Origin of the sequence: Mycobacterium sp. 1245499.0, assembly GCF_001673615.1 — a bacterium.
In the GTDB taxonomy this organism is placed as follows: Bacteria; Actinomycetota; Actinomycetes; order Mycobacteriales; family Mycobacteriaceae; genus Mycobacterium; species Mycobacterium europaeum_A.
This window is the reverse complement of sequence record NZ_LZMG01000086.1, coordinates 1-26,348: the sequence shown is the minus strand read 5'-3', so window position 1 is coordinate 26,348 and position 26,348 is coordinate 1. Positions and strand designations below refer to the sequence as shown.

Sequence of the window (26,348 nt, the reverse complement as noted above, 5' to 3'; positions counted from 1 at the left end):
CACGTCGGGGTGCAGCGGCTCAAGAACGGGCTCAACGCGGTGGGCGTCGCCTCCATCGCCGGTCGGGTGTCGGGCACCATCCTCACCGCGGTGGCCGACCTCGCCGAACAAGCCGGCTCGGACCGGATCCGGCTCACCCCGTATCAGAAGCTGGTCATCCTCGACGTGCCCGACACCCGACCGGCGATGGAGGCGACGCCCACCGCGTTGAGCCCGTTCTTGAGCCGCTGCACCCCGACGTGGTCGATCGGGTGCCTCAGCGGCTCGGGGGCGGGACCGTCGATCAGCGGCCGCTTGAGGTACTCGGTCTCCAGAACTTCACGGAATTTTTCGATGCCCCAGTCCTTGACCAGGAATTTCAGCCGCGCCTTGGCGCGCAGTCGCCGATAGCCGTAGTCGCGGAAGATCGAGGTCACCGCGTGCCACACCTCGGGCACCTCCTCGAGCGGCACCCAGGCGCCGACCCGCTGGCCCAGCATCGGGTTGGTCGACAGCCCGCCACCGACCCACAGGTCCAGGCCGGGACCGTGCTCGGGGTGGTTGACGCCGATGAAAGCGATGTCGTTGACCTCGTGCACCACGTCCTGCAGACCCGAGATCGCGGTCTTGTACTTGCGCGGCAGGTCGGCGAAGTCTGGCTGGCCGATGTAGCGGCGCACGATCTCGTCGATCGCCCAGGTCGGGTCCAGCACCTCGTCGAGCGACTCACCGGCCAGCGGTGAGCCCAGGATCACCCGCGGGCAGTCGCCGCACGCCTCGGCGGTCTGCAGCCCGACGGCGGCCAGTCGCCGCCAGATTTCCGGGACGTTCTCCACCTCGATCCAGTGGTACTGCACGTTTTCGCGGTCGGTGATGTCGGCGGTGTCGCGGCCGAATTCGGTGGAGATCTGGCCCACCGTGCGCAACGCGGCCGCCGACAGCGCGCCGCCGTCGCAGCGCACCCGCATCATGAAGTACCGGGCTTCCAGCAACTCGGCGTTGTCGTCGCCGGTGAACGTGCCGTCGTAGCCTTGTTCGCGCTGGGTGTACAGCCCCCACCAGCGGAAACGCCCCCGCAGGTCGCTCTTGTCGATGCTGTCGAAGCCGTTGCGGGCGTAGATCGTCTCGATGCGCTCCCGCACGTCCAGCGGGGCGCCGGCCTGCTTCATCTCTTCGTTCGGGTTCAGCGGCTCACGATTTCCCAGTGCCCATTGGCCCTCGTCACGGGCCTTCGCGGGTCGGGCGGTGGTCATCGGAAGTTCTCTCCTTCAAAAAGATCGCCAGCGCAGCGAGCGCAGTTCACCGACACTTTCGGGCGGCGCAAAACCGTCTGCCAGCTGGAGACACAGGGGGGCTGGGCCTACCACGTCAAGGCAGACAGATACAGCTGCAAACGCGCTTGAGATCAATGTGCCGTCGCGCCACGAGCACCATGTGCGGGCCGGGCTGGTTGACAGTCACGTCACCCATTGTGCCATGGATGCCGAAGGGCCATGCGAGCAGGTCAAATCTCGGCTCACGGTGATTAAAACTACCGGCCCGCAACGGGGGATCCCACCCCGAACGCCCAGGACCACCGTGCGGTGAATCCATGCGGAACGGCCGCCGGTGCAGACGGGGCCGACGGCCCCGGGCCACCCGCTCTTCGTGGGATCATTTGGCATGGCCATTCGCGAAAAACCGGTCGAGCTGCCCGACGTCGGGGCGGTCGCTGGGCGGCCGTTTGGCATCTATGTGCATGTTCCGTTTTGCGTAACACGCTGCGGCTACTGCGATTTCAATACGTACACCCCCGCCGAGCTGGGCGGAGTCAACCCCGACGCGTGGCTGAGCGCACTGGGGACCGAACTGGAACTGGCCGCCGCGCGGTTGCAGGCACCGCCGGTGACCACCGTGTTCGTCGGGGGCGGCACGCCGTCGCTGCTGGGCGGCGCGCGGATGGCCACGCTGCTGGACATGCTGCGCCGCCACTTCACGCTGGCACCCGACGCCGAGGTCACCACCGAGGCCAACCCCGAGTCGGCATGGCCGGATTTCTTCGACGCCATCCGCGCGGCCGGCTTCACCCGGGTATCGCTGGGGATGCAGTCGGTGTCGCCGAGAGTGCTGGGCGTCCTCGACCGCATTCACACCCCGAACCGGTCCGCGGCCGCCGCCCGCGAAGCCTTGGCGGCCGGTTTCGAGCACGTCAGCCTCGACCTGATCTACGGAACTCCGGGGGAGTCCGACGACGACCTGCTGCGCTCGGTCGACACGGCGATCGAGACCGGCGTGGATCACGTGTCCGCCTATGCGCTCGTGGTCGAGGAGGGCACCGCGCTGGCCCGGCGGGTCCGTCGCGGCGAACTGGCCCCACCGGACGACGACGTCCTGGCCCACCGCTACGAATTGGTCGATGCGCGACTGTCGCAGGCCGGGATGTCTTGGTACGAAGTCTCCAACTGGTCGCGACCCGGCGGTGAATGCCGCCACAACCTGGGCTACTGGGACGGCGGCCAGTGGTGGGGCGCCGGACCGGGCGCGCACGGCTACCTCGGCACGACGCGGTGGTGGAATGTCAAGCATCCCAACGCGTATGCGGAACTGTTGAGCGCCGCGGAGCTGCCGGTGGCCGGATTCGAGCAGCTCGATGCCGACGCCTTGCACACCGAGGACGTGTTGTTGAAAACGCGTCTACGCCAAGGACTTCCGGTTGGCCTGCTCAGTTCCGCCGAGCGCGGCCGCGCCGACGGCGTGGTCACCGACGGGCTGTTGGTGTCCGACGGTGACAGGCTGGTGCTGACTCCGCGCGGCCGGCTGCTGGCCGACGCCGTGGTGCGAACGATCCTGGGGTAGCGGCGTCGTCCGCGCGGTCAGACCCCGAACCAGCGCTCGAAGACGCGGGCGATCTCGATGTAGAGCGGGATGCCCACGGTGACGTTGTAGGAGAACGTCAGACCCAGTGAGGCGGCCAGCGGCAACGTCGGGCTGGCCTCCGGGATCGCCAGGCGCTGGACCGCGGGGACGGCGATGTAGGAGGCCGCACCGCAGAGAACCGCGAACAGCACGTAGGTTCCGGTCTTGAAATCGGTGTGGGTCAGCGACGCGTAGCTGCAGGCGACGATAATGCCCAGCGTCGCAAAGACATTCGGTGCCACCAGGCCGAACACGATGAATCCGGGTCCGGCGGTGCGAAGGTCCTTCAGTTTGCGCGACGCCGTCATGCCCATCTCGAGCAGGAACAGACACAGCACGCCCTGGAAGGCCATCACGAAGAATTTGTCGTCGTCGGCCACGACCTTCTGTCCCTGCAGCCCGCTGACCAGACCGATGATGATGCCCCCCATCAAAAGGACGAGGCCGGGATTGAGAAAGACTTCCTGAAACAGCTCCCGGGAGAAGATGGGCACCCGCTTGCCCTTCGGGCGCGGCGGGCTCTGGTCGGGCTCCCAATCCGGATGCTCCAGCTTTTCCAGCGAGAGCTCCAGCTCCTGCTCGATGGCCGCTTCCTCCTGGCTCTCGAGGCTCTGGCCGTGGGGAGGGCGCGCGGCGGTGCCCGGGCCGACCCCGACCTTGACCGGCGGTGTATAGCCGGCCTCGTCGGGCATATAGCCGGCGGAGTCCATGCCCCGGTGGCGCAGTCGCGCAACGAAATACAGCGCCACCAGGCAGCCCGGAATCTCCATGACGGCCAGCATCACCGGCATGTAGGCGTTGAAAGCGATGTTCACCGCGGTCAGGACGGCCACGCAGGTGGCGAAGGTTCCCGCCGAGTCAGACCCGTAGTAGCCGGCGATCGTCGCGCGGTCGACTTTGCGTAGCGATTTCAGGCGGCTGAGCCCCAAATAGGCCAACCCGCCGATCAGGCAGTTCAGCGCGAAGCCCAACACCATGAAGCCGACGATGGCACCGACGCTCGATGCGCTGACCTGGGCGAGCTCTTCCCCGCCGTGCCAGCCGATGGCCAGCAACAGGTACATCGTCAATCCCTGATAGATCACATAGGGGAATTCGAACCGCACCTTCAGGATGGGAATCAGAAATCCGAAGTAAAAGAACAGTAGTAGCGGTTTGAACAGGTTATGGGTGAAGTTGTGCCAGAACTCTTGCAGCATCGATGCCTCCGTTGGTTAAAGCGCTGATCTGGGGAAGCACTGTCCGCAAGCGGAGCAACCACGAAACATCCCGACGACCGTCAAGAATTTATCCCCGCCGCCGGCCCGTCGCCACTTGAAAGCACACAGGGCGGCGGCGTGTCCCGTCGCTGTTGATAACCGACAAAAGCGCTGGTCAAAGCCAAATCGGTGGGGAGGAAACCCGCGTCCGAGGGCGCAGCGGCGGCCGCGAGTTTGGTGTGAAGGTGCTGTGCGTTTACTGTGTAGTCAAATTCGGCTCAACGGGCCGACGGGACGAGCGAGGGCCGCACGCCGGCCCCCTTTTGGCGGTGCGTCACCGAAAGCCACGCCGACGGCGAGTAATGCGTGGTTATTTCCTCGAATCCGTCGATCCGGGAAACCGAAAGCACGCCGGTCTGTGGATTGATTTCGAGCTCGTCGCCTTCGCTCGCATGCACTTCCTCGCCGTTGAAAAGCCGAATGATGAACATCGTGTTCCTCCAATCCGGCGGATGCGGGCTCCGGTGGGCAGTGCGCGCTACGAAAAGTCTGGCTGCCGCAGCGACGGTTTGTGCGGCCGCAACGTAAACGCTTGGGAAAGCTTTGGAGTGGCGATCTTCACAGGGGCCTGTAGGGCCGGCACCACGGCGACGTCCTTTACCCTGCTCTGCCTGCATGAACGGGTCGCAGGCGCCGGTGTCTCGCCAGGGGCGGGCCGCCGGCCGCGGGCCGGCCGAGGCTTTAACTCCGCGGGAGTTTTAGCTGAACGGGGCAATCGCGGGGTCACTTGGCGGGAGCGGTTGCGCGCAGCTACATAGGTTAGGCTACATTTACTAACCGTGACCGAGGTCAGCGTCGAGACAAGTTCCGCCGGCTCTGAGTCGCCGTCGATCCCGCTTCCCGTGCATATCGATCCGGCGGACCTGGCGGCCGAGTTGGCCGTGGTGCTGTCCGAGCGCGTCGGGGAAGAGTATCTGCTCTACGAGCGCGGCGGTGAATGGGTGCTCGCCACCGGCGTGCGCGCCATGATCGAGCTGGACAGCGACGAGCTGCGGGTGATCCGCGCCGGCGTGACCCAATGCCAGCAATGGTCGGGCCGGCCGGGCCCGGTTCTCGGTGAAGCCATCGACCGGCTGCTGCTGGAGACCGATCAACTCTTCGGCTGGATCGCCTTCGAATTCGGCGTGTACCGCTACGGGCTGCAGCAGCGGCTGGCGCCGGGAACCCCACTGGCTAGGGTCTTTTGGCCGAACGGTCGCATCGTGGTGACCCGGGAGGGGGTCCGCCTGTTCGGTACCTCGGCCGACCACCGGGACGCAGTCCTGGGTGTGCTCGGCGACGGCGTGCCCGACGTGCGCGCCGCGTCGGCGGTCGACGTGGTCGCCGACCCGTCCCGCTACCGCGATCGGGTCGCGGCGGCCGTGGGCGAGATCGCCGCGGGCCGCTACCACAAGGTCATCCTTTCCCGCTCACTCGATGTGCCTTTCCCGCTCGACTTCCCGTCCACCTATCGGCTGGCCCGGCGGCACAACACCCCGGTGAGGTCGTTTCTGCTGCGGCTGGGCGGAATTCGCGCCGTGGGTTATAGCCCCGAACTGGTCGCGGCCGTGCACCAGGACGGCGTCGTGGTGACCGAGCCGCTGGCGGGTACCCGCGCGCTCGGGCGCGGCGAGGTCCATGACCGCCAGGCCCGCGACGACCTGGAGTCGAATTCCAAAGAGATTGTCGAGCACGCCATTTCGGTACGAAGCTCGCTGCAGGAAATGACCGAGATCGCCGAACCGGGTACCGCCGTCGTCACCGATTTCATGACCGTGCGGGAACGGGGGAGCGTGCAGCACCTCGGCTCCACGGTCAGCGGTCGGCTCGACACCTCGAACGACCGGATGGACGCGCTCGAAGCGCTGTTCCCGGCGGTCACCGCGTCGGGCATCCCGAAAGCCGGTGGCGTCGAAGCGATCATGCGCCTCGACGAGGGCCCGCGCGGGCTGTATTCGGGTGCGGTCGTGATGATTTCGGCCGACGGCGGCCTGGATGCGGCGCTGACGCTGCGGGCGGCCTACGAACGTGACGGTAAAACGTGGCTGCGGGCGGGTGCGGGCATCATCGAAGAGTCCACCCCCGATCGCGAGTTCGAAGAGACCTGCGAGAAGCTGTCCACGTTGGCGCCGTATCTGATTGCGCGCCAATAGGTTAAGCGGTCAGGTGCGCGCACGCCGGCCTCAGACCGAAGAGGTCGATTCGAGATAGTCGGTCAGGATGCGGCCGACGAGCGACTCAATATTGGATTCGATGGACGACGCGAGCGTGGCGGTCACGGTCGCCACCGCCTGGGTCCGGAAGCGCACCAACATGGTGATCAGCTCTGCGATTTCGGCGTCGGCAGGCAGCGGTTCGCCGGGCTTGATGCGGTCGAGCACGTGTTCGGCCCCGGCGCGCACCAGCATGTCGCTGATCTTGTCGATCTCGGGGACGATCTGTTCGTGCAGGTCGATCAGCTTGTCCAATTTGACGCCGTAGCCGCGGATTTCGTTGAACGCCTCGATCAGTTTCGGGCGGGTGATGGTGGCCTGTGTCCCATCGATCCGGATCACCTGAAGCGCCACCAGGCGCTCGAACGCATCGGCGTCGTCGACCAGTCGCTGGGCGTCGGTCAGCGATACGGTTTCCGGCTTCTCCGTCGTCCAGGTGCCTACGATGGCGGTTTCCAGACCCAGCACGTCGCCGAGGTTCTTGCCTTCCTCCCACGCGCTCAGCATTTCTCGCACGTGCGCGATGTTGTAGCCGCGGTCGAGCATCGAGGTGATGAGTCGCAGCCGGGTCAGGTGGGTGTCGTTGAACAGGGCGATGCGCCCCACCCGCAGCGGGGGCGGCAGCAACCCGCGGTCACGGTAGACGCGGATGTTGCGGGTGGTGGTGCCGGCCAGCCGGGCCAGGTCGTCGATCCGGTATTCACCGGAGTTCGCGTCGCCGTGCGGCTGCCGGACGGCCGACTCGAAAAGCTGGGACACCGCCCCCTCGATGAGTTGGCGGTATTCCCGCGATTGGCGCCGCACGCGCTTGGGTGCGCGCCGCACGTTGTGCAGCACGCCGGCGATGGTGCCGGGTTCGGGCCGCGATGCGCGCTCGGTGGCCATGTCGGTGTGGCCTTCAGGCCGACGCGGTGGCCTGGGTCTGGGCGCGGCGTGCCACCGCCTGGTAGTCCTCGTATCGAAAATCCCTCATCTGGCGAAGATACTGCGTCGCGAAACCTGGGTACATCGACCCGTTGAATCCGTCCTTGGTGAGGTACCAACTGCGGCACCCCGACATCCAGGTCGTCTTGGTGAGCCGGCGCTGAAGGTCCTCGTTGTGCCGACGCTGGACCTCGTCACGCACGTCGAGATAACGCAGGTCGTCGTTGAGGATGGTGGTGATGCCGCGCACGGCGTAGTCGAGCTGACCCTCGATGTAGACCAGCAGCGAGTTGTGGCCCGGTCCGGAATTGGGCCCGGTCATGACGAACAGGTTCGGATACCCGTGCACGTTGATGCTCTTGTAAGCCTGTGCGCCGGCGGCCCATTCGGCGGCCAGCGAGCGACCGCCGAGCCCGGTGACCGGAAAGGGCGGACCGGTGAGATGCACGTCGTAGCCGGTGGCGAAGACGATGCAGTCGAGGTGGTGCTCGATGCCGTCGCTGGTGCGAATGCCGACCGGGCTCAACGTGGCGATCGGCCAGTCGATGAGCTTGCAGTTGTCGCGTTGCAGCGCCGGGTAGTAGTCGCTGGACACCAGCATGCGTTTGCATCCGGGTCGGAAGTCCGGCGTCAGCTGACGGCGCAGCCACGGGTCTTTCACCTGGGCGCGCAGGTGGGCCCGCCCCAGCCGGGCGACCAGCGACGTCAGCGGTGTGTCCCAGACCAGGGCCGTGGCGCTTGCCTCGTGGCCCCAGTACAGCGCCTGGCGCGCAAGCTGTTGGGTAGCAGGGAGTTTGGTGAACAAGGATTGCACGGCCGGCGGGGTGGCGACGTCCAAGCGTGGCAACACCCAGCACGGTGTGCGCTGAAAGACCTTGACGAATCCGGCGCGCTTGACCAGCTCCGGGACGATCTGGATGGCGCTGGCGCCGGTACCGATGACCGCGACCCGCTTGCCGGCGAAGTCGTAGTCGTGATCCCAGCGTGCGCTGTGAATCTTGTGTCCGCGGTAGCTGTCCAGGCCCCGGATGTCGGGGAAGCTGACGTCGGACAAGGGGCCCGAGGCGAGCACGACGGTGCGGGCGCGAAACCTCTTGCGGTTCTTGGTGGTCGCGGTCCAGATGCCGGCTTCCTCGTCGAAGGTCAAGTCCTTGACTTCGTGGCCGAACCTGATGCGGCTGCGGATGTCGAACCGGTTCGCCATGTCCTCGAGGTGGCGGTAGATCTCGGGGGCGGGTGAGTAGGTGCGTGACCAGGTCGGGTTCTTGACGAAGGAGTAGGAGTACAGCAGCGACGGGACGTCACAGCTGGCGCCGGGATACGTTGTGTCGCGCCAGGTCCCGCCGACGCGGTCGGCGCGTTCGAGCAGCACGACGTCGTCGATGCCGGCCTCGGCCAGACGGATGGCCGCCCCCAGGCCGGTGAAACCGGCCCCGATGATGAGCGTCGCGTGGGCGCGGTTGTTCGCCACGGTCATGCCGCCGGCTCGTGGGTGAGTTCTCCGACCCAGGTGGGTACCGACGGCAGGAGCGGCCGCGGGTACCGGTCGGAAAGCCAGACCATCGAATTCGCCAACAGGTGGTACGGGTGGCGGGGGTTGGTGACCACCCCGGCGTAGCGCCTCAGGAAACGATAAGTGGGTACCCGCCTGGTGCTTTCGCCGCGGTCGCCAAGCTCCTTAAACCGCTTGACAGCCCGGTAGAGGCGTTCTGGCTCCATACCCATGGCGGTGATCTCGTTGCGGATCCTGTTGATCAGCGGCGCGCCCATGATCGCACCGATGATGAGGCCCGGAGTGGCATTGTGGCCGACGAAGTCGATCAGCAGCCGTCGGATTTTCGCGTGTCCGATCATGTCGAGAACTTCGAAATCGACGACCAGATGGCGTGATTCGTCATTGTTGATCTTCTCGAAAACCTGGTGGCAAAGCGGGTCGTGCACCTCGTCGAGGAGGAATTTCAACAGGGCACCGTCCAGTGCGACTTCGAGCATCGGAATGACGGTGCCCAGCAGGGACAGCGGCATGTCGTCGGCCCAGCGGTCCAACCAGTCGATCGCCAACCGTATGTTCACATTCGGCTCGGGAATCTCGCCGTCTTCGAGCATGCCCCAGCGCTTCATCAGCGCCAGTTCGGCGTTGGCGTGGCGCTGCTCCTCGGCGTGGAAGTAGCGGTAGATCTCGGCGATGGTCGGTGTGGGTGCCTTCTTCGCCAGCGCCGCGAAGCCCCTGGCCCCGATGTTTTCGATCCAGCACAGGTCGGCCATGAAAGCCTTGAGCTGTGGCCGCTGTTCGTCACTGATCAGTTCGGCGCCGGGCGCATCCCAGTCGATGTCGGCGAGTGCCCACTGGCGGTCTTTGATCTTGGCAAGCATGGCTTCCATGTCGATGGCCATCGGGAGCTCCTTTTCGTTCGGTGATCAGGGCAGGTTGATGCGGGACACCAGGCCGGCCGCACGCGTATAGGTCTGTGGGGCAAGCCGTTTGATGTTCCAGCCGATCTTGGCGTCGAATTGCGGCATGCAGTACAGCTCGCCGCGGTCGTGAGCGTCCAGGCAGTCCCGCGCGACCTTCTCGGCGGATAATCCGGTCCAGCGCATCAGTTTTGCGGCCAGCTCGCTCGATTGCTCGCTGATCCTGCCGGATTCGAGGATGTTCGTCTTGACGAAGGTGGGGCACAGCACCGTGACCCGCACCGGCGTGCCGGCCAATTCGGCGGCAAGGGTTTCCGAGAGTGAGAGCACACCGGCCTTGCTGACGTTGTAGGCGGCCATGCCGGGCGCCGCTCCGAACGCCGCGGCCGAGGCCACGTTGATGATGCCGCGGGGGGCGCGTGACCGCTCGGCCTCGCGCAGGATCGGGGCGAACACGTGGCAGCCGTGGATAGGCCCCCACAGGTTGATGCCCAGGGTCCACCCCCAATCGTCCAGCGGTGCGTCACCGATGGCGGCACCGCCCGCGCCGACACCGGCGTTGTTGATGACCAGCGTGGGTGGGGCCGCGAACCAGGCCTGCGACTGTTCGGCCAGCGCCTGCACGTCCTCGAATCTCGATACGTCGCAACGGATGGCGGTCGCCTTGGCGCCCTGCTCGGTGATCGTGTCGGCCGTTTGCTGTGCGGCGGCCTGGTCGATGTCGCTGCACACGACAGCGCCGCCGCGCTTGCCGAGTTCAATGGCGAACGCGGCCCCGATGCCGCTGCCGGCGCCGGTCACCACGGCCGAGGCGCCCTGGCTCGTTTTGGGCCTGTTGAGGAGTCTGTCCAACATGTCAGCGGGTCCCTTCCGTGACGGCGCGCGCATCCTGCAGGGCGTGCGCGATGAAGCGCGCGACGTAGGCCATCGCCTTGGCGGCTTCCGGTGTCATGCGCGGCAGCGCCTGAAAGACGTGGACCTGATGGGGCCAGATCTGCAGCTCGCATCTGCCACCGGCAGTTTGGATGTCGGCGGCGAGCTGGCGCGCGTCCTCCTGCAGCATCTCGGCGCCGCCGGCCTGGATCAGAGTCGGGGGGAGTGCGGGGCCCCCGGCGACGTCGAGCGTCAGCCGCTGATGGGTGAGGTCGATGCCGCTGTGGTAGAGGCCGACGAGGCGGACCGCGTTCGCCGCCCGGGTGGCGGGATCGCGCCGTATCCGCTCACGGGCCAGCGCCAGTTCGAACGTGAGGTCGTACAGGGGTGAGAACAGCACCATGGCGGCGGGGTGCTCGACCCCGGGTTGCAGCAGCAAGTCGACGGACAGGTGACCACCCGCCGAATCTCCAGCGATCACAATGTGTTTCGGCGGAACAATGCCCGTGTCGACCAGCCAGTCCCAGCCGGCGCGGACGTCGTCGGCCGCGGTGGGGAAGCGATGCTTCGGAGCGAGTCGGTAGTCGATGCAGAACACCGGCAGCCCGGTCAGGGCCGATAACCAGGATGTCAAGCGGCGGTGGGTCTTTGGCGAGCACACGGCGTAGCCGCTGCCGTGCACGTAGTAGATCGCACCCTCGCTCGTCGACGATCGCTCGGTGCCGCTGGTGGGCGTGCGCGGTCCATAGACCCATTCGCCCTTGACGCGCCGACCGTCGGGCAGCCTGGTGTCGACGGATTCGACGCGGGTGCCCGCGAGCGAGGGGCCGAATGTCCCCATGATCCTGGCGACGATCTGGCGCGATAACCACAGACCCCACGCCCGTTCGGGCGGGATCACGCTGGTGATCGGCCGCAGGGTGTACGCACTTACCGCTGCCGCGCCGCGGGATCGCAATGACCCGCGAGCCGGAACGCCGTCCGTCATGCAACGCAGTCAACACCAAATGGTGACATTGGTCAATGGCAGATTTGGGGTGCTGGGAGATGGTAGATCCTGATTGGATTGCCAAAACTCAAGCCGACGGCGCCATCAACCGGCGTCCAATCGTCGCGATGTCCTGGCGATGTCATGTCCATAGCGAAATGGTGTGCAACGCGGTCTCGGTTAGACCTCTCTAGGACGAGCTCAACCGTGTGACTCTCGTGGCGTCCTTGCTTGCCGAATCCCGGGCGCTACTGACAATCGAAGGTGGCGGTCTCACCCAGCGCACGTGCATGCCATCGAGCACGCCGGTACCTATCGAATCCTAATTTGTTCGACAGAGCCTGGATCTGCGGCAACGGGCGTTGCAGATATTCCATCCTGCTCAGCGTCATAGTTTTGAGATCCAAGATTCTATTGCCTAGGAGGTGGTTCTGGTCGCGTCGTCGCGCTCGGGGTACCGCCATTCTCAAAGTGCCTCAAGCGATCCGCAATGTCGGCGATCGAATCAGCCTCAGCTGAGTGCTGATCGGGGCCAGGCTGCAGACTTCCCTGACTCGTCAAGGTCGTCGGGCGGGCAAGCGCTCGCGCGAGCACGTCGACACGGTAGTCGCGTCGCGGGTCACCCACCGTGCGTCCACCGCCTCATCGAGGTGGCTGGCCCTTGTGCGCTCTCATTCATGCGACTTTGACAGCCAATCAACACCCACCATAATTTCCATCGTGCAGTCAGTAAGTAGCCTTCATCACGCACAACGCCCGCAGAGGCTTGCCTGTCATGGCACACACCACTGTTGTTCGAGAGGGACTTCCGTGCGTATAGAGGTTAGCGGGGCAGCCGGACCGGCATTGCAGTCGGTGTCGAATGCACGATGCGACTCGGTCACGCTGGCTGCGCAGATTGTTCGAATGTGCGCGGGCCCTCGGTGATCTCAACCCGCCCGATTGTGACGACGAGTTTGCCGACCGAAACTTGTTCGGCGATTTCATCGCTCGCTTACCATCGTTGTCCGGCAGATGTTCCTGAACTCGGGCGAGTGCCGGCGTCCAAGGGCACCGTAGCCACATCGCTTCCTCTGTAACGAGTTAGGCAAATGATGAGGTTCGTGTCGTTGGCAGTGGCCGGCAACGATCTGGTGGCTGACGGCAACGCAGTTGCCACCGTGGGGTTTCGCAACCCAAGTGCATCCGGCGTAACCCTCACGACGCTGACGTGCATATCGGCGGGGATCTCAGGTCGCGGATGAGGGGATGAGGTGCTAGTGGCTGTGCAACAAGATCAATGGGAATAGACGGCGTCAGTTAAGTTAGCGGCCGCGCGTCAGCTTTTCGCGCGCCGACCCTATGCCCACTATCCGTCGCGACAACACCGCAGACAACCAGAAGGCCGATGACCAACAGTACTCGCACCGCGCTCGGTTCTCGCCAAATGCGCTTAGCGGCGGTAAGTTCCATCATCTCCTCGTCGCTAGAATGGTATGACTTCTTTCTCTACGGGCTCGCTTCAGCGCTGGTGCTCGGGCCGGCGTTCTTCCCGTCGCTTGGACACATGAAGGGAGTCCTCGCGTCGTTTGCCACATTCGCTGTGGGGTTCGTCGCGCGCCCGCTCGGCAGTATCGTCTTCGGCCACTTCGGCGATAAATTCGGTCGTCGGCGGATGGTGAAGATCGTTCTGGCCGGAGTTTCCCTGTCTACCGCGGCAATAGGATTTCTGCCCACCTACGCCGAGATCGGGCTGACCGCGCCGGTCTTGCTGGTTTGTCTGCGGGTCGTTCAAGGTCTCGCGGTCGGCGGCGGCTTTGGCGGATCACTGCTTCTTTCTGCAGAACACGCGCCCGACAAGCGGCGGAGTCTGTTTTCCAGCTTCCCCCAAATCGCCGTCCCGGTTGGGGATCTCCTCGCCAACGGTGTCTTCCTAGCTCTGACCGCAACCCTGTCCAGCGGCGACTTTCAAAGCTGGGGATGGCGCATCGCCTTCATCCTAGGGGGGATACTCGGAATCGTCGGCTATAGGCAAGTGAATCGCGTTGCCGAAACCCCCGAGTTCACCACGGGCAGAACACAAGTCGAGCTCCAACGATCGCCCATCGCGGAAGCGGTTCGGCACGACTGGCGTCAGATTCTCGCCTGCACCGGAGCGAACATCGCCGTCAACGCCGTGTTCTACATCCTCGTGGTTGCGGTTGTCGAGTACACCACGGCCGACCTAGGAGTCGCGAAGAGCGCCGTGCTCACCGCCATCCTCATCTCGGCGTTCATCTCGATTCCGTCAGTCGTGGGATTCGCCATGCTCGCCGACCGTATCGGAATCCGCCGGGTGGCGGTCGGTGGTGCGCTGGCGATGGTCGTCTGGGCCGTCCCGTTGATGCTGATCGTCGAGACGGCCAATATCGTGGCGATCACCATCGCGCTTGGCGTAGGCCAGGTCTGCGTCGGAGCCATGATGGGAACCATTGGTGCCCTCTTCTACAACGGGTTCCGCGCCCAGTACCGGTATTCGGGAATCTCGTTGAGCTTCCAACTCTCGGGTGTCCTTGGCGGCGGGCTGGCCCCGTACCTGGTCACTCTGCTGCTCGATCGCACCGGCACGCCCTTGGCGGTATCGGGATACATCGTCGGCGTCGCGCTTTTGGCGCTAGTGTCCATCCCCTTCGTCCGGAGTCGTAAGGCCACACCGACGGGAGGCGCACAACCCACAACGACCGAAAGTCACAGTCTTGGACCAATACTCGTCGAGTGCGCCGCCAGACCAGGTTCCGACGATATTCCGGCGTAACCCACCCCCGTTCGATACGGAAAGGACCGTGTGCAATCGTGGCGGTCAACACGACATTTCCTTCGCATCTTGTGGCGCAGGCGAGCGACCTCCTCAGCACGCCTTCAGCTGACCGGTGTTTCCTAGACGTCCGACTCGGCGATCCGACGGAGGAGTACCGAGACTTTCGCAAATGCCACATTCACGGAGCCCTTCACGCACAGATCCGGGAAGTCTTCGCTAGCCGTCCCACGGAGCAAACCGGGACACTGCCGCTACCGGACATCACCCTTCTCGCAGAACAGCTCACCGGCTGGGGCATTCGTAGTGACACCGAAGTCATTGTCTATGCGCGCACCCCAGCCATTGCCGCGCGGGGATGGTGGACGTTGCGTTGGGCGGGGCTGACAAATGTGCGTCTCCTCGACGGTGGATTGCAGGCCTGGCGAGACGCTGGCGGAGCCGTCGCGGAAGGTCCCGCACATCGACACGCCCTACCGCGCGGATCACTGCGCCTGCACCCCGACAACATGCCCACGGTCACCGCCGCGGACGTCGAGGCCAGGTCACCTGGGACTATCGTGGTTGATGCGCGAGATGAAGCAACCTTCGTGGGCGGACACATCCCCAAAGCGGTCAACTTACCGGCCATTGAGCAATGGACGCCACGTTCGGATCTGCGTGCGCTGCAACAGATCCAGTTGCTCTACCACAACGCCGGCATTAGCTCCGGCTCGGATGTCATCGTGTACTGCGGCGGTGGGGTGTTGTCGGCCCTGGAGGTTCTCACACTGCAGGCCGCGACGGGCGTCACCCCTCACCTTTATGTGGGGTCCTGGTCTGACTGGATCCGAGATCCGCAGCGACGCGCTGCGGCACACGTTGAACATCAAATCTTTTGAGGAGCCGAAGATTGCCCAACAGTGAGTTCGATACGGACGTTGTGATCTGTGGCGGTGGCCCTGTCGGTTTGGCCCACGCATACCTACTGGGCCGCAGCGGGATTGACGTCCAGTTATTCGAGAGACGTTCGGGGACGACACCTCTTCCCAAGGGGCAGTATATCCACGCGTCCACCGGGGAACTGTATCGGCAGTGGGGCGTCTGGGATCTCCTCGAAGGCCGCGGTTGGCCGATCGCTCAATCGAACGGCCAGGGCTTCTACGTCACGGTGAACGCTGGACCGGTTGGCGGTGTCCGCCAGTCGCTAGGAACGCTCGACGATTACATCGCAAAATGGAGCCGCCTGACACCTGTGTACCCACGCAAGGTGGCCGCATCCGACTACGAGTCCGCCCTGCTCCAACAAGCCCGGCAATGGAGCTCGGTCGACATCCGCTTTCACTGCCGTGTCGTTGACGTAACGACATCTGGCCCCACCGGCATTACCACCCGCATCGAAAACGTCGATACCGGCGAGACTCAAGTAATCCGAAGCCGATACCTTGTGGCCTGCGACGGGGCACATAGCTTCATTCGTAACCGGATCGGTCGAGGTCAGTGTCACGGTCCAGCGTTCGAAAACCAAATACTCGTCGAGTTCGTCGCTCCGCTCGAAGATACTCTTGGACAAGACGGTTTCTTCCACTCCTTCGTCCTTCACCCACGGTATGCGGGTTGGTTCGGTAGTCAAGACCCGACAACCGGACTCTGGCGATACAGCTTCAAACACGATGAAGAGGACCCTCCGGCGGAATCAACTGTGGTGGCGCGGATCAGGGGCGCGATTGGTGATCCCTCGTGCCCGATAGAGGTCAAGAAGGTGATGCGATTCGACTACTCGACGGGGCTGCTGCGATCCTGGCGTGAAGGGAACATCTTTTTCGCGGGCGATGCCGCGCACTGGCATTCGCCGTGGGGCGGATTCGGCCAGAACACCGGTGTCCAGGACGCCAACAATCTTGCGTGGAAACTGGCCCTGGTCCTGCAGGGCCATGCGAGCGACTCCCTCCTAGACACTTATGAGGTGGAACGAAAGTCCAAAGCCCTGCAGGTAGTCAAACTCGCCACCTATAACGCAATGAACTATCAGGCGTTGTCCGCGTCGGTCATGCTCGGGGAGCATGAAGCACTCGGGGGAGGGCGCCTCACGAACGAGGCCTTGGCCTTTCTCACCGAACATGGCGCAACTCACGGCGTCAATGCCGTCTTGCACACCGGGTTTCAACTCGGGACTTTCTATACGTCCTCGGCGATAATCCGACGCGACCGACAGCCGCCGCCGCCTGGTTCGCTGGGCACTTATGTTGAAAGCATCATCCCGGGCGCACGCGCACCCCACGCATGGCTTCGCGATCCCCAGGGCCGGAAAGTCTCCACGTCCGATTTATGGGGACCAAACTTTACGCTCGCCGTCTCGAGCCAGCCCGAATTGTGGACCGCTGCCGTTGTGCGCACTACCCGGGTACTGGGTATCCCGATCTCACTTATTCAGATCGGAAACGGGGGATACGTCCCCTGCGACAAGAAGTATCGGGATTTGTACACCGCGCCTGTACTAGTGCGGCCCGATGGGCACATCGCGTGGCGATACGATGGTCCAGCGGGCGAGGACTGCGTCGGCGAACTGATTTCGGCACTCAAACGAATACTTGCCCTCGAAATCGAAGTGCCGGCTACCCACGATACTCATCTCGTAAGAGTCGGTGCGCAATGCTGAAGGCGTCACCAGCGATCAGCGATACCCCACACGGTGGTCTCCCAGTCCTGGGCGGTGTGGTAGGGCGTCACCAAGCCGTGCGGCGCGCCGTTCAAGGTATTGGAAGACACTGTGCCTGGGCCGTATGTCGATCGAGGGTGGCGCCCAATTCGTGCGGCATCATGCGCCCGATTTACGAAAAGGACGGCGAGACCGCGGACCCGCGCGGATAAGTTCACAAAGCTTGTGTCGCGGCGCAGCCCAAGGCGCTGTGCCGGCGGCTGGCATTGTAGAAGGGCTCGATGTAGTCAAAGACCGCTGGCGCGAGCGGGTTTGGGTGCTCCAGATGCGGCGTCGAGAACTTTGATCTGCATCGAGCCGAAGATCGACCCAATCATGGCGTTGTCGACGCCGAGGCCACCCGGCACATGGGCCGCAGCGGCGCCCCGTACTCGGTAGCCGAAAAGTTCTTCCGGCGCCCGTTTCGCTGCGCAGCGGTTACCAGCTCGGTGCGCTCGTCACGCACGTCTTCCTGGTGGCCGTCTTCCTGGTGGATCGAAATGGTGCCCAACGCGGTCTCGGTTTGACCTCCCTAGGGCAAGCTCAACAGGTTTGCACCAGGACTCGTCGATGCCACTTCAAGTGGCACCGTGGCCTGCGATCTAGGAAAAGTGCCGGGCTTTGGGATCTTCATTCCGTTGCGTCGGCGGGCACCGCCGTGGCGATTATCGTGGCCGGGGTTGCCGGCGTCACGTGGGTGCCGCCGCCAAATCGAGGGGCTCCAACGCCTAGGCATCAGCCGGAGTGTCGGGCAGTGGCGACGGCGTGGACGTTGAGCGCCTACGCGGGACGCGGGTGGCGCGACCTCAGGCGTCTTCGCCGAGACGAACGCGGGTGACATCATCTTCGTGGACCGGCTCACCGCAGACGTCACAGGTGCCGCCGAGCCGCAACTCGTGGTCGCGGTGGCGGACAGTGACCGGCGGCCGTGCGACTGCCCACCGATCGCCCCACTGCCGCAACACGTGCAGCACCGGCGACAGCTCGCGACCGGCGTCAGTGAGGTGGTACGCCGACAAGGACGGTGACTGCTGATACTCGATGCGCTCCAGCACGCCCGCGGCGACAAGCGCCTTCAAACGAGCCGCCAGGCGGTCCCGGGACGCGCCGGTGTTGCGGACCATGTCGCTGAAGCGGTGGTGCCCTAGGTTGAGCTCTCGCAGGATGAGCAATGACCACCGGTCGCCGATGATCTCTAGCGCGGCGGCGATGGAACACGGTGTTCCGCGGACCGCAGGGGTGAGCAACGGTCCCTCGCGTGCGCCGTTCGTCATCTTCTTAGGTTTGCATACCGAACGGGTCGCCCGCTAGCGTTCTGACCATGATGGTTGGGAAATCAAACCGCTATATCCGGTGGGCGGAAGCGGCTGTTATCGTCGCAGCGATTTTCATGTCCAACCTCGACCTGTGGATCGTCAATGTCGCGCTGGTGGGCATGGCTCGCGGCTTCGGCCAATCCCTCTCGGCAACGTCGTGGGTGCTCAACGCCTACGCCATAGGCCTAGCGGCGCTGCTCGTCCCCGCCGGGCGGCTGGGTGACCGCATGGGCCACCGGCGGGTCTTTCTGTGCGGCATCGCAATGTTCACCATCGCCTCCCTGGGCTGCGCTCTTGCCCCTAATCTTGTGGTCCTCGTCGCCGCGCGCATCGTGCAAGCCGCCGGCGCGGCCGCGCAGATTCCGACGTCGCTCGCGCTGCTGATGTCCTCAGTGGAGCCGCATCGACGCACCACCGTGGCGCGCGGATGGGCAGCAGTCGGCTCATTGGCGGCCATCTGCGGCCCAGTGCTGGGCGGGCTACTAGTCACGTTCGACTGGCGGTGGGTGTTCGTGGTCAACCTGCCAGTCGGACTGGCAGCGTGGGCCGTTGGCCGCAGGGTCTTGCCGGCGGAACCTGCGGGTTCTGGTGAACGGTTGCCCGACATCGCGGGCAGTGCACTGCTGATCGTCGCGTTGGCCGCGCTGACCGGGGCGTTGATTCAAGCGCCGACATGGGGCTGGGCTGGGCCAGGCACCATCGCCCTGGCCGTGACCGCCGTGCTGGGCACTGCGCTGTTCCTGTGGCGTTCGGCGCGGCACCCTCGGCCGCTGCTCGAATTGCCGCTCCTGCGCATCCGCAATTTCGCGACGGCCAACGTCGCCTTCTTTTGCTTCAGTGCAGCGTTCGCAATCATGCTGCTGTCAAATGCGTTGTGGTGTCAGAACATATGGCACTTCGGCGTATTGCAGACCGGATTAGCGATGGCGCCGGCACCCATGGTGGTGCCGTTGGTCACTTTGGCATCCAACCCGCTCGTCCATCGCATTGGACCGGGGCCGGTAGCCGCCGTGGGCAATGCGCTCTTCGCCGGGGCGTTTCTGTGGCGCATCCTGCTCGCCACTGCCAGACCCGACTACCTCGTCGACCTGCTTCCGAGCATGTTGCTCAGTGGAGTGGCCGTCGGTCTCACCTTGAGCACCTTGATGGCCGCGGGCGCCACGGCGCTGCCACCGGCTCGGGCCGCGACGGGCTCGGCGCTCGTCAACTCCGGAAGACAGGTCGCCTCTGCGCTCGGCGTCGCCGTTCTGGTTACCGCGCTCGGACCGGTCGGCTCGGTCAGTGACTTCGACCTGGGATGGTGGCTGGCCGCGGGCTTGGCCGTGGCGGCCGCATTATTCAGCGCAACACTGCCCCACGTGCGTTCGGAGGTGTCAGCCGCGAGCGTGGTTCCCGTTGCCGCCAAGCGCGGGCCAGTGCCCGACGTTCCGTAGATCAACGGACCGGCACGGACGCCGCGCCCCGCCGCGGCCGGCACAAGCAACGCTCGTGCGACATGAACTACAGCAAGGCCAAAGCCTACGCGCGAGCCTCGAATCCCAAGTCCCGCGGGCCATTACGCCACGGCATCCGGAACGCCCAGCGTCAACTTTGGCGGGTGGCGGACTCGTGCGGCGTGTCAAGCAGAGCGACGGCCGTGCGGACATAGGCGTCGAGGTCCATATCGTCGCCGTACACGCTGATCTGGATCAAGGCACCCTGCAGCAGAGAGATAGCCAGCCGCCCGAACTGATCGGGGTCGATCGCCGCGGCGAGTTCGCCGCGCTCTTGCGCGGCCTGCGCGAGTGTCGCAAAGCCGTCGCGTAGGCGCGAAAGCCCAGCGCGGGCGGCGGCGTTGAGTTCCGGGTCGCGCTGTTGTTCCCCGATCAGGTGGGGGAAGATACGGGCGCGCTGTTCGACGGTGCCCAGTTCGACGGTGCGGTTTTGTTCTATCAATTCTGCCAACGCTTCGCCGGGCCGACGTAGACGGCCACCAGGTAGGGCTTCGGTGATCACCGTCGCCGCTTGAGTGAGGAACCCCATCGTCTCGGCGATGATGGCGCGTACGAGGTCGTCCTTGCCTTCGAAATAGCTGTAGACCGCACCCGGACTGAGGTCGGATTCTTTGAAGATCTCCTGCATCGTAGTGCGGTGGAACCCGTCACGCGCGAAGCAGGCAAGCGCCGCTGACAAGATCTGCCGGCGCCTTGCCGCGACGTGCTCGTCGGTCACTTTCGGCATATCACCGCTGATTCTACATTGACAGCGAACGCTCGTTTCAGTATAAAGAACGAATATTCGTTTTAGGAGACTGCATGTCATTTCAGCCGCTCGTCGACCAGTTGGATGCGCGCGTTGCCGGCGCGCCTGGCGATCGCGCCATCGCGAAGCGGGACCTCGTGCCCGGCACGCTGATCGCTCTGACGATGGGCGTCGGGTTCTGGCTTGCCAGCCATGGGGCCAGCCTGAAAGTCACTTTCATCCCAGGGGTCGTCGCCACCTGGTTGCTGTTTGTGTGGTGCTATCGAAGTCGGCTGCCGCTGCCCACGGTAAACAGATTCCTGCCGGCCTTCTGCTGCGTCCTGGCTGTACAATTCGTGCACTTCACCGAGGAATTCGTCACCGGCTTTCGAACCCACTTCGCCGAGCTCTACGGTGGGGCTCCCTACTCGAATGACGCCTTCGTCTCGGTCAACATGAGCGCCTACGCCGTCATGATCGTCGCCTGCGTGATCGCGTTGACCACTCGGCTGCGCTTCGCAATCGTTCCCGCCATTTTTTTCATCTTCTACGGCGCGATCGGCAACGCCATCGCGCACACGTGGTGGAGCATCATGCTCGGCGCCTACTTCCCCGGACTGATCACCGCTCAGCTGTACTGGATCGCGGGACCATACCTGCTCTACAAGCTGGTCGGGGACCGCCGGGTGACCGCTATGGCTGTTCTCGGGTTCGCCGTGGTGCTCATCCCGCTTCTCGCGTTGGCGGCCGACACCGCGGCAGCCTGACACGGGTGCGTTGACGCTCACGCGCCCACCTGGTGGCCACCGGGTCAGCAGTTTGCAAGATCATCAGACAATCCAGGGTGCACACCCGATATCAGTCCGGCGCTACCGGCGACTTGCTTCAACAGGCTGCGCAGGGTGTCGCGTTCGCGTGCCGAAAGGTCAGCGGTGACCGCATCTTCGAGCGCGCGGGCGGACCCATCCAGCTTGAGCAGAAGTCGGTGGCCCCGCTCGGTCAGGGTGATCGCGAACGCCCGCCGATCAGCGGGATGCGGCCTGCGTTGCACCAGGCCATCGGCTTCCAGCGCGTCAATGATGTTGACCATCACATTGCGGTGGATGCTCAGCTGCGCCGCCAACTCGCGTTGCGACTGGCCATTGCGCGCCGCCAGCGCAGCCAGCACCGCATAGGTGCGCGGTTGCACGCCGCTGTCTGCGATCAGGCGCTGAAACTCGGCCGCCACGTAGGAGCCCAACTGCGACAACAGAAATGGGATGCGTTCATCGAGGCTGGCGATGCCTTTTGCGACCCTCGTCATAGACCGGAGTCTAGCAACGCACATGATCATCATTTATAGTGATAATCACTAGTAGTGCATAGTAGAGGAGAAGTCATGAAGCTGGTCATCTTTGGAGCCAATGGCCAAACCGGCCGGCTGGCGACTGCGATCGCCCTCGGTGCCGGCCATGACGTGGTCGCGGTGACCCGAAGGCCAGGTGAGTTCCCGCTGGCAGGGCCGAGGCTGACCGTCGCCGGGGCTGATGCGCGGGATGCCGCGGCGGTCCGGCCACTCGTCGAGGGTGTCGATACGGTGGTGTCAACGCTGGGTGTCACGTTCACTCGGGGCGCAGTAGACACGTACTCGCTCGGAACCGGAAACATCGTGACCGCCATGCACAGCGCGCGCACCCGGCGCCTTGTGGTGGTCAGCTCGACAGCTGCATTTCCTGTGCGTCGGTCGCGAGTTCCGTTGTCGCTCCGGCTGATCGAGCCGGTCCTGACTCGAACGATCGGCAAGACTGTTTATGACGACATCCGGCGCATGGAGAAGATCGTGCGTGGCAGCGGCCTCGATTGGACGGTTGTTCGCCCATCGGGGCTGTTCGATCTTCCCGAGCGCACCCGGTACCTATGCGGAGAGGTTGATCCCGTCGGTGCGTTCACTGCGCGCGTCGATTTGGCCGACTATCTGGTGGCCGTGGCCGCTGACGCGGCGGCGGTCCGTCGCACCGTGATCGTGTCGACCACTGAAAACACTCCAAGCCTGTGGCAAGTGATTAGGCGGGAAGCGAGATCGGGCAGTGACTCGGGCACGCAATCGGTGCACACATCCTGAGAGTGCTCCCTGTCGAAACCGCGGCTGCCCGAACGCGGATACATCGGCAACGTGCGATTCGCCGAGACCTCGTCTGACGACCCGCGACTGGAGAGGCATCAATGATCCTCACACCGCACCCGACACGCAGGTCTGACGCATCTGCGTGATCGCGGCATATCCGTGGCAGCCGATGATGTCAGTGCCGGATATGCCAGCTTCACCCAACTGCTGCGGCTACGCCCCGACATCATCAAGATCGATGGCGAGTTGATCACCGGCATCGACGACGATCCCGTCAAACGTGCGCTGGCAACCGCGCTGAACTCGCTGGCATCCGAGCTGCACACGAAATAGTGGCCGAAGCTGTGGAGACCCCCAACCAACTCCAGCTACCGGCGCGCCCGCATTCACAGCCCCCACGTGTTCCCTTCGGACCGGCAACCTAACGACTAGACGAGGACGCTGCCGCCGTCGACCTTGACGACCGCTCCTGTGGAGTATGTCTGCTCGATGCAGTACAGGTAGGCCCGTGCCACCTCGTCGGCCTCGGCGATCCTGGTCAGCGGGATCCGTTCTGCTGCGGCAGCGAACATCGCGTCGCGATCCTCCCTGCCCATGTTGTCCCATAGCGGCGAGCGCACTACACCTGGGGCGACAGCATTCACCCGCACCGGCGCCAGCTCGACCGCCAGAGCGGCGGTCAGCGCATTCATTGCGCCGCACAGACTTACCGGCAACGCGCCGAATTCCGGCTGCTCGGCGGCCGATCCGCTGGTCAGCGTGATCGAACCACCCGCGGGCAGGCGCGGCCCGAGCACCCGGGCCGCGCTGCACGCCCCGATGAAGCGGGTTTGGTAGAAGCCGGCGATAACGTCAGGTGTCAGCCCGGCCAGCGGCACCATCTCCAGCGGCTCGCCCGCGGTGTAGACAAGGTGGTTGACCGGGCCGACCCGTTCGGCCAGTCGCTCGATGGACGCGGGGTCGGCGAGGTCAACAGTGGCGCCGACCGCGCCGGCGGGCAGCGAGCCCAGCGCGCGCTCAACACTCGGCGTCCGGCGCGAGGCGACGATGGGGGTGGCGCCATGCTCGGCGGCTGCCGCAGCCACGGCCAGGCCGATGCCCGATGTCCCCCCGATGATCAGGACGCGTTGGTTGTGCAGACTCATGTATTCAGGGTCAAGGAGGGGGCTCCTACTCGTCCAACACCCTTCTCGTCCGGGGGCGATACCCTCTGGGTATGGCTCCAGTGGATCTGGATATGCGCAAGCTGCGTTACTTCGTCGCGGTGGCGGAGGAACTCAACTTTGGCCGGGCCGCGGCACGCCTGCACATCGCCCAACCGGTGCTGTCCCGTCAAATTCGCGCGCTCGAGCACGAGCTGGGAATCAAGCTGCTCAATCGGGGCACCCGCGGGACGACGCTGACCGCTGCCGGTTTGCGGCTACTCGACGACGGCCGTTTCTTGCTCACGGAAGTGCAGGCGCTGCAGCAGCGGCTAGCGCAGGCCGAAGCCCCCGCCGTAGTGGTCACGGTCGGCGTACTACCCGGGCTGTTGGCGACCGCTGCGGCCCGGGCGTTCGAGGCGGGCGACCCGGCTCGCCGCACGGTGATCGTGCCGGTGACCTGGAACGAGCAGGCCGAAGTGATCCGCCGCGGCGACGTGCAGGTCGTCTACGCTCGCTCGCCATTCGACCTGTCCGGCCTGGCGACAGCGCCGCTCCTTGAGGAGCCGCGCGACGTAGTGCTGCCCGTCGGTGATCCTTTGGCCGAGCTGCCGTCGGTATCGCTGGACGATTTGGCGGCGCGACGGTTGCTGCAGAACCCCGCATCGGTGCCCGAGTGGTACGCCATCGCCAGCCCGGAGTTGCGCCGCGCGGCAGTGCAGTCGTCGGTCAGCGGGGTCGAGCAGAAGCTTGAATTAGTCGCTGCCGGCGCAGGTTTCGCAGTTCTGCCTCGGTCGACGGCCGTGTCGTACCGGCGGCCAGACTTGCGGGTAGTGCCGGCCGACGGCCTCGCTCCCAGCCGGGTGGTGCTGGCGTGGGACGCCACGATCACTGATGCGGCGCGCGACGACTTCATTACAGCCGCGCTGGCCTGTGCCGGACAGACGATCGATCCGACCTCGCGAACGTAAGATATCGATAGTTATGCTACAAGGGTTCACTTCATGAGATATCCGGCAGATCAGAAGGCTAAGGCGCGCGCCGCGTTACTCCGTGCGGGCACGCGCTCGATGAAGGTCGCGGGTTTCAACGGGATCGGGGTGGACGGGCTGGCCGCGGCGGCGGACGTGACCTCGGGGGCCTTCTATTCAAACTTCGCCAACAAGGAAGCGATGCTTGAGGCGATTGTCGAGGCCGCCGTCGGTGAACCTTTCGTTTCCGACACGAAATCGGGCACGAGGGCCGAACGCAGGGCGAAGCTGAAAGCGTTTGTCGCGGAATACCTCAGCGCCTACCACGTGGAAAATCCGGACGACGGATGCGTGATGCCGACCCTCAGCGCCGATGTGGCGCGGGCGGGAGTGTCCACTCGGGACGCGTACGAACACAAGATCAACGCGCTGGCGGGGCGGATGGCGGAGCTATTTGACGGCGCGGACTCGGAACGCCGGGCGTGGAGCCTGGTCGCGCTGATGGTGGGAGCGGTGTCGATCTCGCGCGCCATGTCTGATCCCGCCAGGCAGGCCGAGGTGCTCGACGCCGCGAATAAGACCGCGGACAGGCTCATTTCACCCGGCAAACGACGCATATGACCGGCGGCGGCACGCGGGCTTAGCGACCTTGGGTCGTTTGACGCGTGCTCTCCTAGCCGAGGTGCGTCGCGAACCAGTCCCGGGCCGCCCCGGCCGCCAGCGCGAACCCGTCGCCCGTGTACGCCGCGAAGTGGCCGCCGGGCACGAAAACGATCTTCTTTGGTTCGGCCGCGGTCTGGTACGCGGCCGCCGCCAGGCTCCCACCGGTCAAGTTGTCCTCGCGACCGACGATCATGAGCAACGGCGTTGGTGTGATGTCGGGCAGGTAGCGCGCCGGTTCGTACCCGTAGAAGTTGTCCACGCTTCGCAACGAGACCTCGTTGGGCCATTGCGGATCCAGCGCCGCGCGCGCCTCGGTGAAGAACGCGTAGGCGTCCGAAGTGGGCAGGCCCACCAGGGTGGTCGGCTCCGCCCCGACGACTGGCACCATTTCCGGTGGGGCGCCGCGAGCGCGGGCTCGCCGGTCCGCGGTGAACCGCTGGGGGCCGACCACCTGATTGTTCACCCGGGCAAGGTTGGCATAGGTCGACCGGCCGCTGATGAACGGCGCCTGGCCGCAAACGGCCTGCACTCGCCGGTCGATCGCGGCGACAACGAACGCGTGCGCCGCCGAGAAGCTCGTTCCCCAGACGCCGATACGATCGGGGTCGACCCCGGATCGGTTCTGCGCGTAAGTGATTGCATGCTGGTAGTCGCGGATCTGCTCCCATGGGTCGACTTCGTGGCGTGGCTTGCCGGGCGCTGTCCCCGACTCGCCCCAGCCCCGATGGTCGAAGACCAGCACGCAAAGTCCCGCCGCCGCGAACACCTCGGCAAACTTGTCAAGGTGCATCTTCTTCGTTGACGTCCATCCGTGCGCCATGACCACACAGGAACTCGCCCTCCCCGCTCGGCGCTCTCGCCGCCCGTGGTACCACCACGCGTGGAGAATTGCTCCCTCGGCATCGATCGTGACGTCCTCGCGCAGCACTGCTCATCACCCCTCGAAATGGTTTGCAGCAC

At 64.9% G+C, this 26,348-nt stretch carries 25 protein-coding genes and 2 pseudogenes; 12 read left to right on the top strand and 15 right to left on the bottom strand.

Annotation, left to right across the window (positions count from 1 at the left end):
- Nucleotides 1-9: 9 nt before the first annotated feature.
- Nucleotides 10-117, top strand: a pseudogene (locus tag A5646_RS30355) (hypothetical protein); the annotation flags it as partial.
- 47 nt (nucleotides 118-164) lie between these two features.
- Here the strand turns inward: A5646_RS30355 and A5646_RS04570 are convergent.
- Together A5646_RS04570 and A5646_RS30350 are read right to left on the bottom strand one after the other, a co-directional pair.
- Nucleotides 165-1,232: pseudogene (locus A5646_RS04570) on the bottom strand (nitrite/sulfite reductase); the annotation flags it as partial.
- A 115-nt stretch (nucleotides 1,233-1,347) separates the two neighbouring features.
- The gene (locus A5646_RS30350; protein WP_353852123.1) at nucleotides 1,348-1,413 is read right to left on the bottom strand and encodes an Ms4527A family Cys-rich leader peptide; all 66 of its coding nucleotides are present in this window, start codon (nucleotides 1,411-1,413) and stop codon (nucleotides 1,348-1,350) included.
- A gap of 228 nt (nucleotides 1,414-1,641) precedes the next feature.
- Here A5646_RS30350 and hemW point away from each other — a divergent pair, with 228 nt between their 5' ends.
- Nucleotides 1,642-2,814 (top strand): radical SAM family heme chaperone HemW, encoded by a 1,173-nt coding sequence (hemW, locus tag A5646_RS04565; RefSeq protein WP_066876970.1) that lies wholly within the window; start codon nucleotides 1,642-1,644, stop codon nucleotides 2,812-2,814.
- Between the two features lie 17 nt (nucleotides 2,815-2,831).
- Here the strand turns inward: hemW and A5646_RS04560 are convergent, their stop codons facing one another.
- Together A5646_RS04560 and A5646_RS04555 are read right to left on the bottom strand one after the other, a co-directional pair.
- Complete coding sequence (locus A5646_RS04560) at nucleotides 2,832-4,073, bottom strand: sodium-dependent bicarbonate transport family permease (protein WP_066868879.1); 1,242 nt, start codon at nucleotides 4,071-4,073, stop codon at nucleotides 2,832-2,834.
- A 278-nt stretch (nucleotides 4,074-4,351) separates the two neighbouring features.
- Nucleotides 4,352-4,564 carry a hypothetical protein gene (locus A5646_RS04555; RefSeq protein ID WP_066876972.1) on the bottom strand — a complete coding sequence of 71 codons (213 nt, stop codon included), beginning with the start codon at nucleotides 4,562-4,564 and terminating at the stop codon, nucleotides 4,352-4,354.
- Between the two features lie 348 nt (nucleotides 4,565-4,912).
- Between A5646_RS04555 and A5646_RS04550 the strand changes: the two genes are divergently transcribed.
- Nucleotides 4,913-6,265 (top strand): salicylate synthase, encoded by a 1,353-nt coding sequence (locus A5646_RS04550; RefSeq protein WP_066876974.1) that lies wholly within the window; start codon nucleotides 4,913-4,915, stop codon nucleotides 6,263-6,265.
- 30 nt (nucleotides 6,266-6,295) lie between these two features.
- Here A5646_RS04550 and A5646_RS04545 read toward each other — a convergent pair whose 3' ends face one another.
- The 5 genes from A5646_RS04545 to A5646_RS04525 are packed head-to-tail and all read right to left on the bottom strand — an operon-like array spanning nucleotide 6,296 to nucleotide 11,522.
- Nucleotides 6,296-7,210 carry a MerR family transcriptional regulator gene (locus tag A5646_RS04545; protein WP_066868889.1) on the bottom strand — a complete coding sequence of 305 codons (915 nt, stop codon included), beginning with the start codon at nucleotides 7,208-7,210 and terminating at the stop codon, nucleotides 6,296-6,298.
- A 13-nt stretch (nucleotides 7,211-7,223) separates the two neighbouring features.
- On the bottom strand, nucleotides 7,224-8,726 hold the full coding sequence (locus A5646_RS04540) for an NAD(P)/FAD-dependent oxidoreductase (RefSeq protein WP_066868892.1): 1,503 nt from the start codon (nucleotides 8,724-8,726) through the stop codon (nucleotides 7,224-7,226).
- Nucleotides 8,723-9,643, bottom strand: coding sequence for a reductase (locus tag A5646_RS04535; protein WP_066868895.1), 921 nt, complete (start codon nucleotides 9,641-9,643; stop codon nucleotides 8,723-8,725). Before A5646_RS04535 ends, A5646_RS04540 begins: the two co-directional genes overlap by 4 nt.
- 24 nt (nucleotides 9,644-9,667) lie before the next feature.
- Nucleotides 9,668-10,516, bottom strand: a complete 849-nt coding sequence (locus A5646_RS04530) for an SDR family oxidoreductase (protein ID WP_067020176.1) — start codon at nucleotides 10,514-10,516, stop codon at nucleotides 9,668-9,670.
- Nucleotide 10,517: 1 nt separating this feature from the next.
- Nucleotides 10,518-11,522, bottom strand: coding sequence for an alpha/beta hydrolase (locus A5646_RS04525; RefSeq protein ID WP_156765515.1), 1,005 nt, complete (start codon nucleotides 11,520-11,522; stop codon nucleotides 10,518-10,520).
- Nucleotides 11,523-12,909: 1,387 nt separating this feature from the next.
- On the opposite strand from A5646_RS04525, the gene A5646_RS04520 reads away from it, so the two are divergent.
- From A5646_RS04520 to A5646_RS27780, 3 genes are read left to right on the top strand one after another with little or no spacing between them, the layout of a single operon-like run.
- On the top strand, nucleotides 12,910-14,295 hold the full coding sequence (locus A5646_RS04520) for an MFS transporter (RefSeq protein WP_082984630.1): 1,386 nt from the start codon (nucleotides 12,910-12,912) through the stop codon (nucleotides 14,293-14,295).
- Nucleotides 14,296-14,333: 38 nt separating this feature from the next.
- Nucleotides 14,334-15,176: a sulfurtransferase gene (locus A5646_RS27785; protein ID WP_197505120.1), complete on the top strand. Its 843-nt coding sequence runs from the start codon at nucleotides 14,334-14,336 to the stop codon at nucleotides 15,174-15,176.
- Between the two features lie 11 nt (nucleotides 15,177-15,187).
- On the top strand, nucleotides 15,188-16,933 hold the full coding sequence (locus tag A5646_RS27780) for an FAD-dependent monooxygenase (RefSeq protein WP_197505119.1): 1,746 nt from the start codon (nucleotides 15,188-15,190) through the stop codon (nucleotides 16,931-16,933).
- A gap of 373 nt (nucleotides 16,934-17,306) precedes the next feature.
- Here the strand turns inward: A5646_RS27780 and A5646_RS29365 are convergent, their stop codons facing one another.
- Nucleotides 17,307-17,483 carry a hypothetical protein gene (locus A5646_RS29365; RefSeq protein ID WP_197505118.1) on the bottom strand — a complete coding sequence of 59 codons (177 nt, stop codon included), beginning with the start codon at nucleotides 17,481-17,483 and terminating at the stop codon, nucleotides 17,307-17,309.
- A 295-nt stretch (nucleotides 17,484-17,778) separates the two neighbouring features.
- Complete coding sequence (locus A5646_RS04505) at nucleotides 17,779-18,246, bottom strand: helix-turn-helix domain-containing protein (RefSeq protein ID WP_067020167.1); 468 nt, start codon at nucleotides 18,244-18,246, stop codon at nucleotides 17,779-17,781.
- Nucleotides 18,247-18,293: 47 nt separating this feature from the next.
- Here A5646_RS04505 and A5646_RS04500 point away from each other — a divergent pair, with 47 nt between their 5' ends.
- Nucleotides 18,294-19,721, top strand: a complete 1,428-nt coding sequence (locus tag A5646_RS04500) for an MFS transporter (protein ID WP_082984627.1) — start codon at nucleotides 18,294-18,296, stop codon at nucleotides 19,719-19,721.
- A 151-nt stretch (nucleotides 19,722-19,872) separates the two neighbouring features.
- Here A5646_RS04500 and A5646_RS04495 read toward each other — a convergent pair whose 3' ends face one another.
- On the bottom strand, nucleotides 19,873-20,508 hold the full coding sequence (locus tag A5646_RS04495; protein ID WP_067020161.1) for a TetR/AcrR family transcriptional regulator: 636 nt from the start codon (nucleotides 20,506-20,508) through the stop codon (nucleotides 19,873-19,875).
- Between the two features lie 74 nt (nucleotides 20,509-20,582).
- Between A5646_RS04495 and A5646_RS04490 the strand changes: the two genes are divergently transcribed.
- Nucleotides 20,583-21,275 carry an HXXEE domain-containing protein gene (locus A5646_RS04490; protein ID WP_082984625.1) on the top strand — a complete coding sequence of 231 codons (693 nt, stop codon included), beginning with the start codon at nucleotides 20,583-20,585 and terminating at the stop codon, nucleotides 21,273-21,275.
- Nucleotides 21,276-21,319: 44 nt separating this feature from the next.
- On the opposite strand, the gene A5646_RS04485 is transcribed toward A5646_RS04490, so the two are convergent.
- Nucleotides 21,320-21,811 carry a MarR family winged helix-turn-helix transcriptional regulator gene (locus A5646_RS04485; RefSeq protein ID WP_067020158.1) on the bottom strand — a complete coding sequence of 164 codons (492 nt, stop codon included), beginning with the start codon at nucleotides 21,809-21,811 and terminating at the stop codon, nucleotides 21,320-21,322.
- A gap of 75 nt (nucleotides 21,812-21,886) precedes the next feature.
- Here A5646_RS04485 and A5646_RS04480 point away from each other — a divergent pair, with 75 nt between their 5' ends.
- Together A5646_RS04480 and A5646_RS27775 are read left to right on the top strand one after the other, a co-directional pair.
- The gene (locus A5646_RS04480; RefSeq protein ID WP_067020157.1) at nucleotides 21,887-22,609 is read left to right on the top strand and encodes an NAD(P)-dependent oxidoreductase; all 723 of its coding nucleotides are present in this window, start codon (nucleotides 21,887-21,889) and stop codon (nucleotides 22,607-22,609) included.
- 132 nt (nucleotides 22,610-22,741) lie between these two features.
- The gene (locus tag A5646_RS27775) at nucleotides 22,742-22,945 is read left to right on the top strand and encodes an EAL domain-containing protein (protein ID WP_082984624.1); all 204 of its coding nucleotides are present in this window, start codon (nucleotides 22,742-22,744) and stop codon (nucleotides 22,943-22,945) included.
- A 95-nt stretch (nucleotides 22,946-23,040) separates the two neighbouring features.
- Here A5646_RS27775 and A5646_RS04475 read toward each other — a convergent pair whose 3' ends face one another.
- The gene (locus A5646_RS04475; protein ID WP_066868925.1) at nucleotides 23,041-23,757 is read right to left on the bottom strand and encodes an SDR family oxidoreductase; all 717 of its coding nucleotides are present in this window, start codon (nucleotides 23,755-23,757) and stop codon (nucleotides 23,041-23,043) included.
- Nucleotides 23,758-23,828: 71 nt separating this feature from the next.
- Between A5646_RS04475 and A5646_RS04470 the strand changes: the two genes are divergently transcribed.
- The gene (locus A5646_RS04470) at nucleotides 23,829-24,725 is read left to right on the top strand and encodes a LysR family transcriptional regulator (RefSeq protein ID WP_067020154.1); all 897 of its coding nucleotides are present in this window, start codon (nucleotides 23,829-23,831) and stop codon (nucleotides 24,723-24,725) included.
- A gap of 33 nt (nucleotides 24,726-24,758) precedes the next feature.
- Complete coding sequence (locus A5646_RS04465) at nucleotides 24,759-25,346, top strand: TetR/AcrR family transcriptional regulator (RefSeq protein WP_067020152.1); 588 nt, start codon at nucleotides 24,759-24,761, stop codon at nucleotides 25,344-25,346.
- Between the two features lie 52 nt (nucleotides 25,347-25,398).
- Here A5646_RS04465 and A5646_RS04460 read toward each other — a convergent pair whose 3' ends face one another.
- Nucleotides 25,399-26,316, bottom strand: coding sequence for an alpha/beta hydrolase (locus tag A5646_RS04460; RefSeq protein ID WP_255361676.1), 918 nt, complete (start codon nucleotides 26,314-26,316; stop codon nucleotides 25,399-25,401).
- Nucleotides 26,317-26,348: the final 32 nt, after the last annotated feature.

Coding starts and splice junctions, on each gene's coding strand:
- hemW (WP_066876970.1), top strand. CDS start 1,642: ATGGCCATTCGCGAAAAACCGGTCGAGCTGCCCGACGTCGGGGCGGTC.
- A5646_RS04560 (WP_066868879.1), bottom strand. CDS start 4,073: ATGCTGCAAGAGTTCTGGCACAACTTCACCCATAACCTGTTCAAACCG.
- A5646_RS04555 (WP_066876972.1), bottom strand. CDS start 4,564: ATGTTCATCATTCGGCTTTTCAACGGCGAGGAAGTGCATGCGAGCGAA.
- A5646_RS04545 (WP_066868889.1), bottom strand. CDS start 7,210: ATGGCCACCGAGCGCGCATCGCGGCCCGAACCCGGCACCATCGCCGGC.
- A5646_RS04540 (WP_066868892.1), bottom strand. CDS start 8,726: ATGACCGTGGCGAACAACCGCGCCCACGCGACGCTCATCATCGGGGCC.
- A5646_RS04535 (WP_066868895.1), bottom strand. CDS start 9,643: ATGGCCATCGACATGGAAGCCATGCTTGCCAAGATCAAAGACCGCCAG.
- A5646_RS04530 (WP_067020176.1), bottom strand. CDS start 10,516: ATGTTGGACAGACTCCTCAACAGGCCCAAAACGAGCCAGGGCGCCTCG.
- A5646_RS04525 (WP_156765515.1), bottom strand. CDS start 11,522: ATGACGGACGGCGTTCCGGCTCGCGGGTCATTGCGATCCCGCGGCGCG.
- A5646_RS04520 (WP_082984630.1), top strand. CDS start 12,910: ATGACCAACAGTACTCGCACCGCGCTCGGTTCTCGCCAAATGCGCTTA.
- A5646_RS04505 (WP_067020167.1), bottom strand. CDS start 18,246: ATGACGAACGGCGCACGCGAGGGACCGTTGCTCACCCCTGCGGTCCGC.
- A5646_RS04500 (WP_082984627.1), top strand. CDS start 18,294: ATGATGGTTGGGAAATCAAACCGCTATATCCGGTGGGCGGAAGCGGCT.
- A5646_RS04495 (WP_067020161.1), bottom strand. CDS start 20,508: ATGCCGAAAGTGACCGACGAGCACGTCGCGGCAAGGCGCCGGCAGATC.
- A5646_RS04490 (WP_082984625.1), top strand. CDS start 20,583: ATGTCATTTCAGCCGCTCGTCGACCAGTTGGATGCGCGCGTTGCCGGC.
- A5646_RS04485 (WP_067020158.1), bottom strand. CDS start 21,811: ATGACGAGGGTCGCAAAAGGCATCGCCAGCCTCGATGAACGCATCCCA.
- A5646_RS04480 (WP_067020157.1), top strand. CDS start 21,887: ATGAAGCTGGTCATCTTTGGAGCCAATGGCCAAACCGGCCGGCTGGCG.
- A5646_RS04475 (WP_066868925.1), bottom strand. CDS start 23,757: ATGAGTCTGCACAACCAACGCGTCCTGATCATCGGGGGGACATCGGGC.
- A5646_RS04470 (WP_067020154.1), top strand. CDS start 23,829: ATGGCTCCAGTGGATCTGGATATGCGCAAGCTGCGTTACTTCGTCGCG.
- A5646_RS04465 (WP_067020152.1), top strand. CDS start 24,759: ATGAGATATCCGGCAGATCAGAAGGCTAAGGCGCGCGCCGCGTTACTC.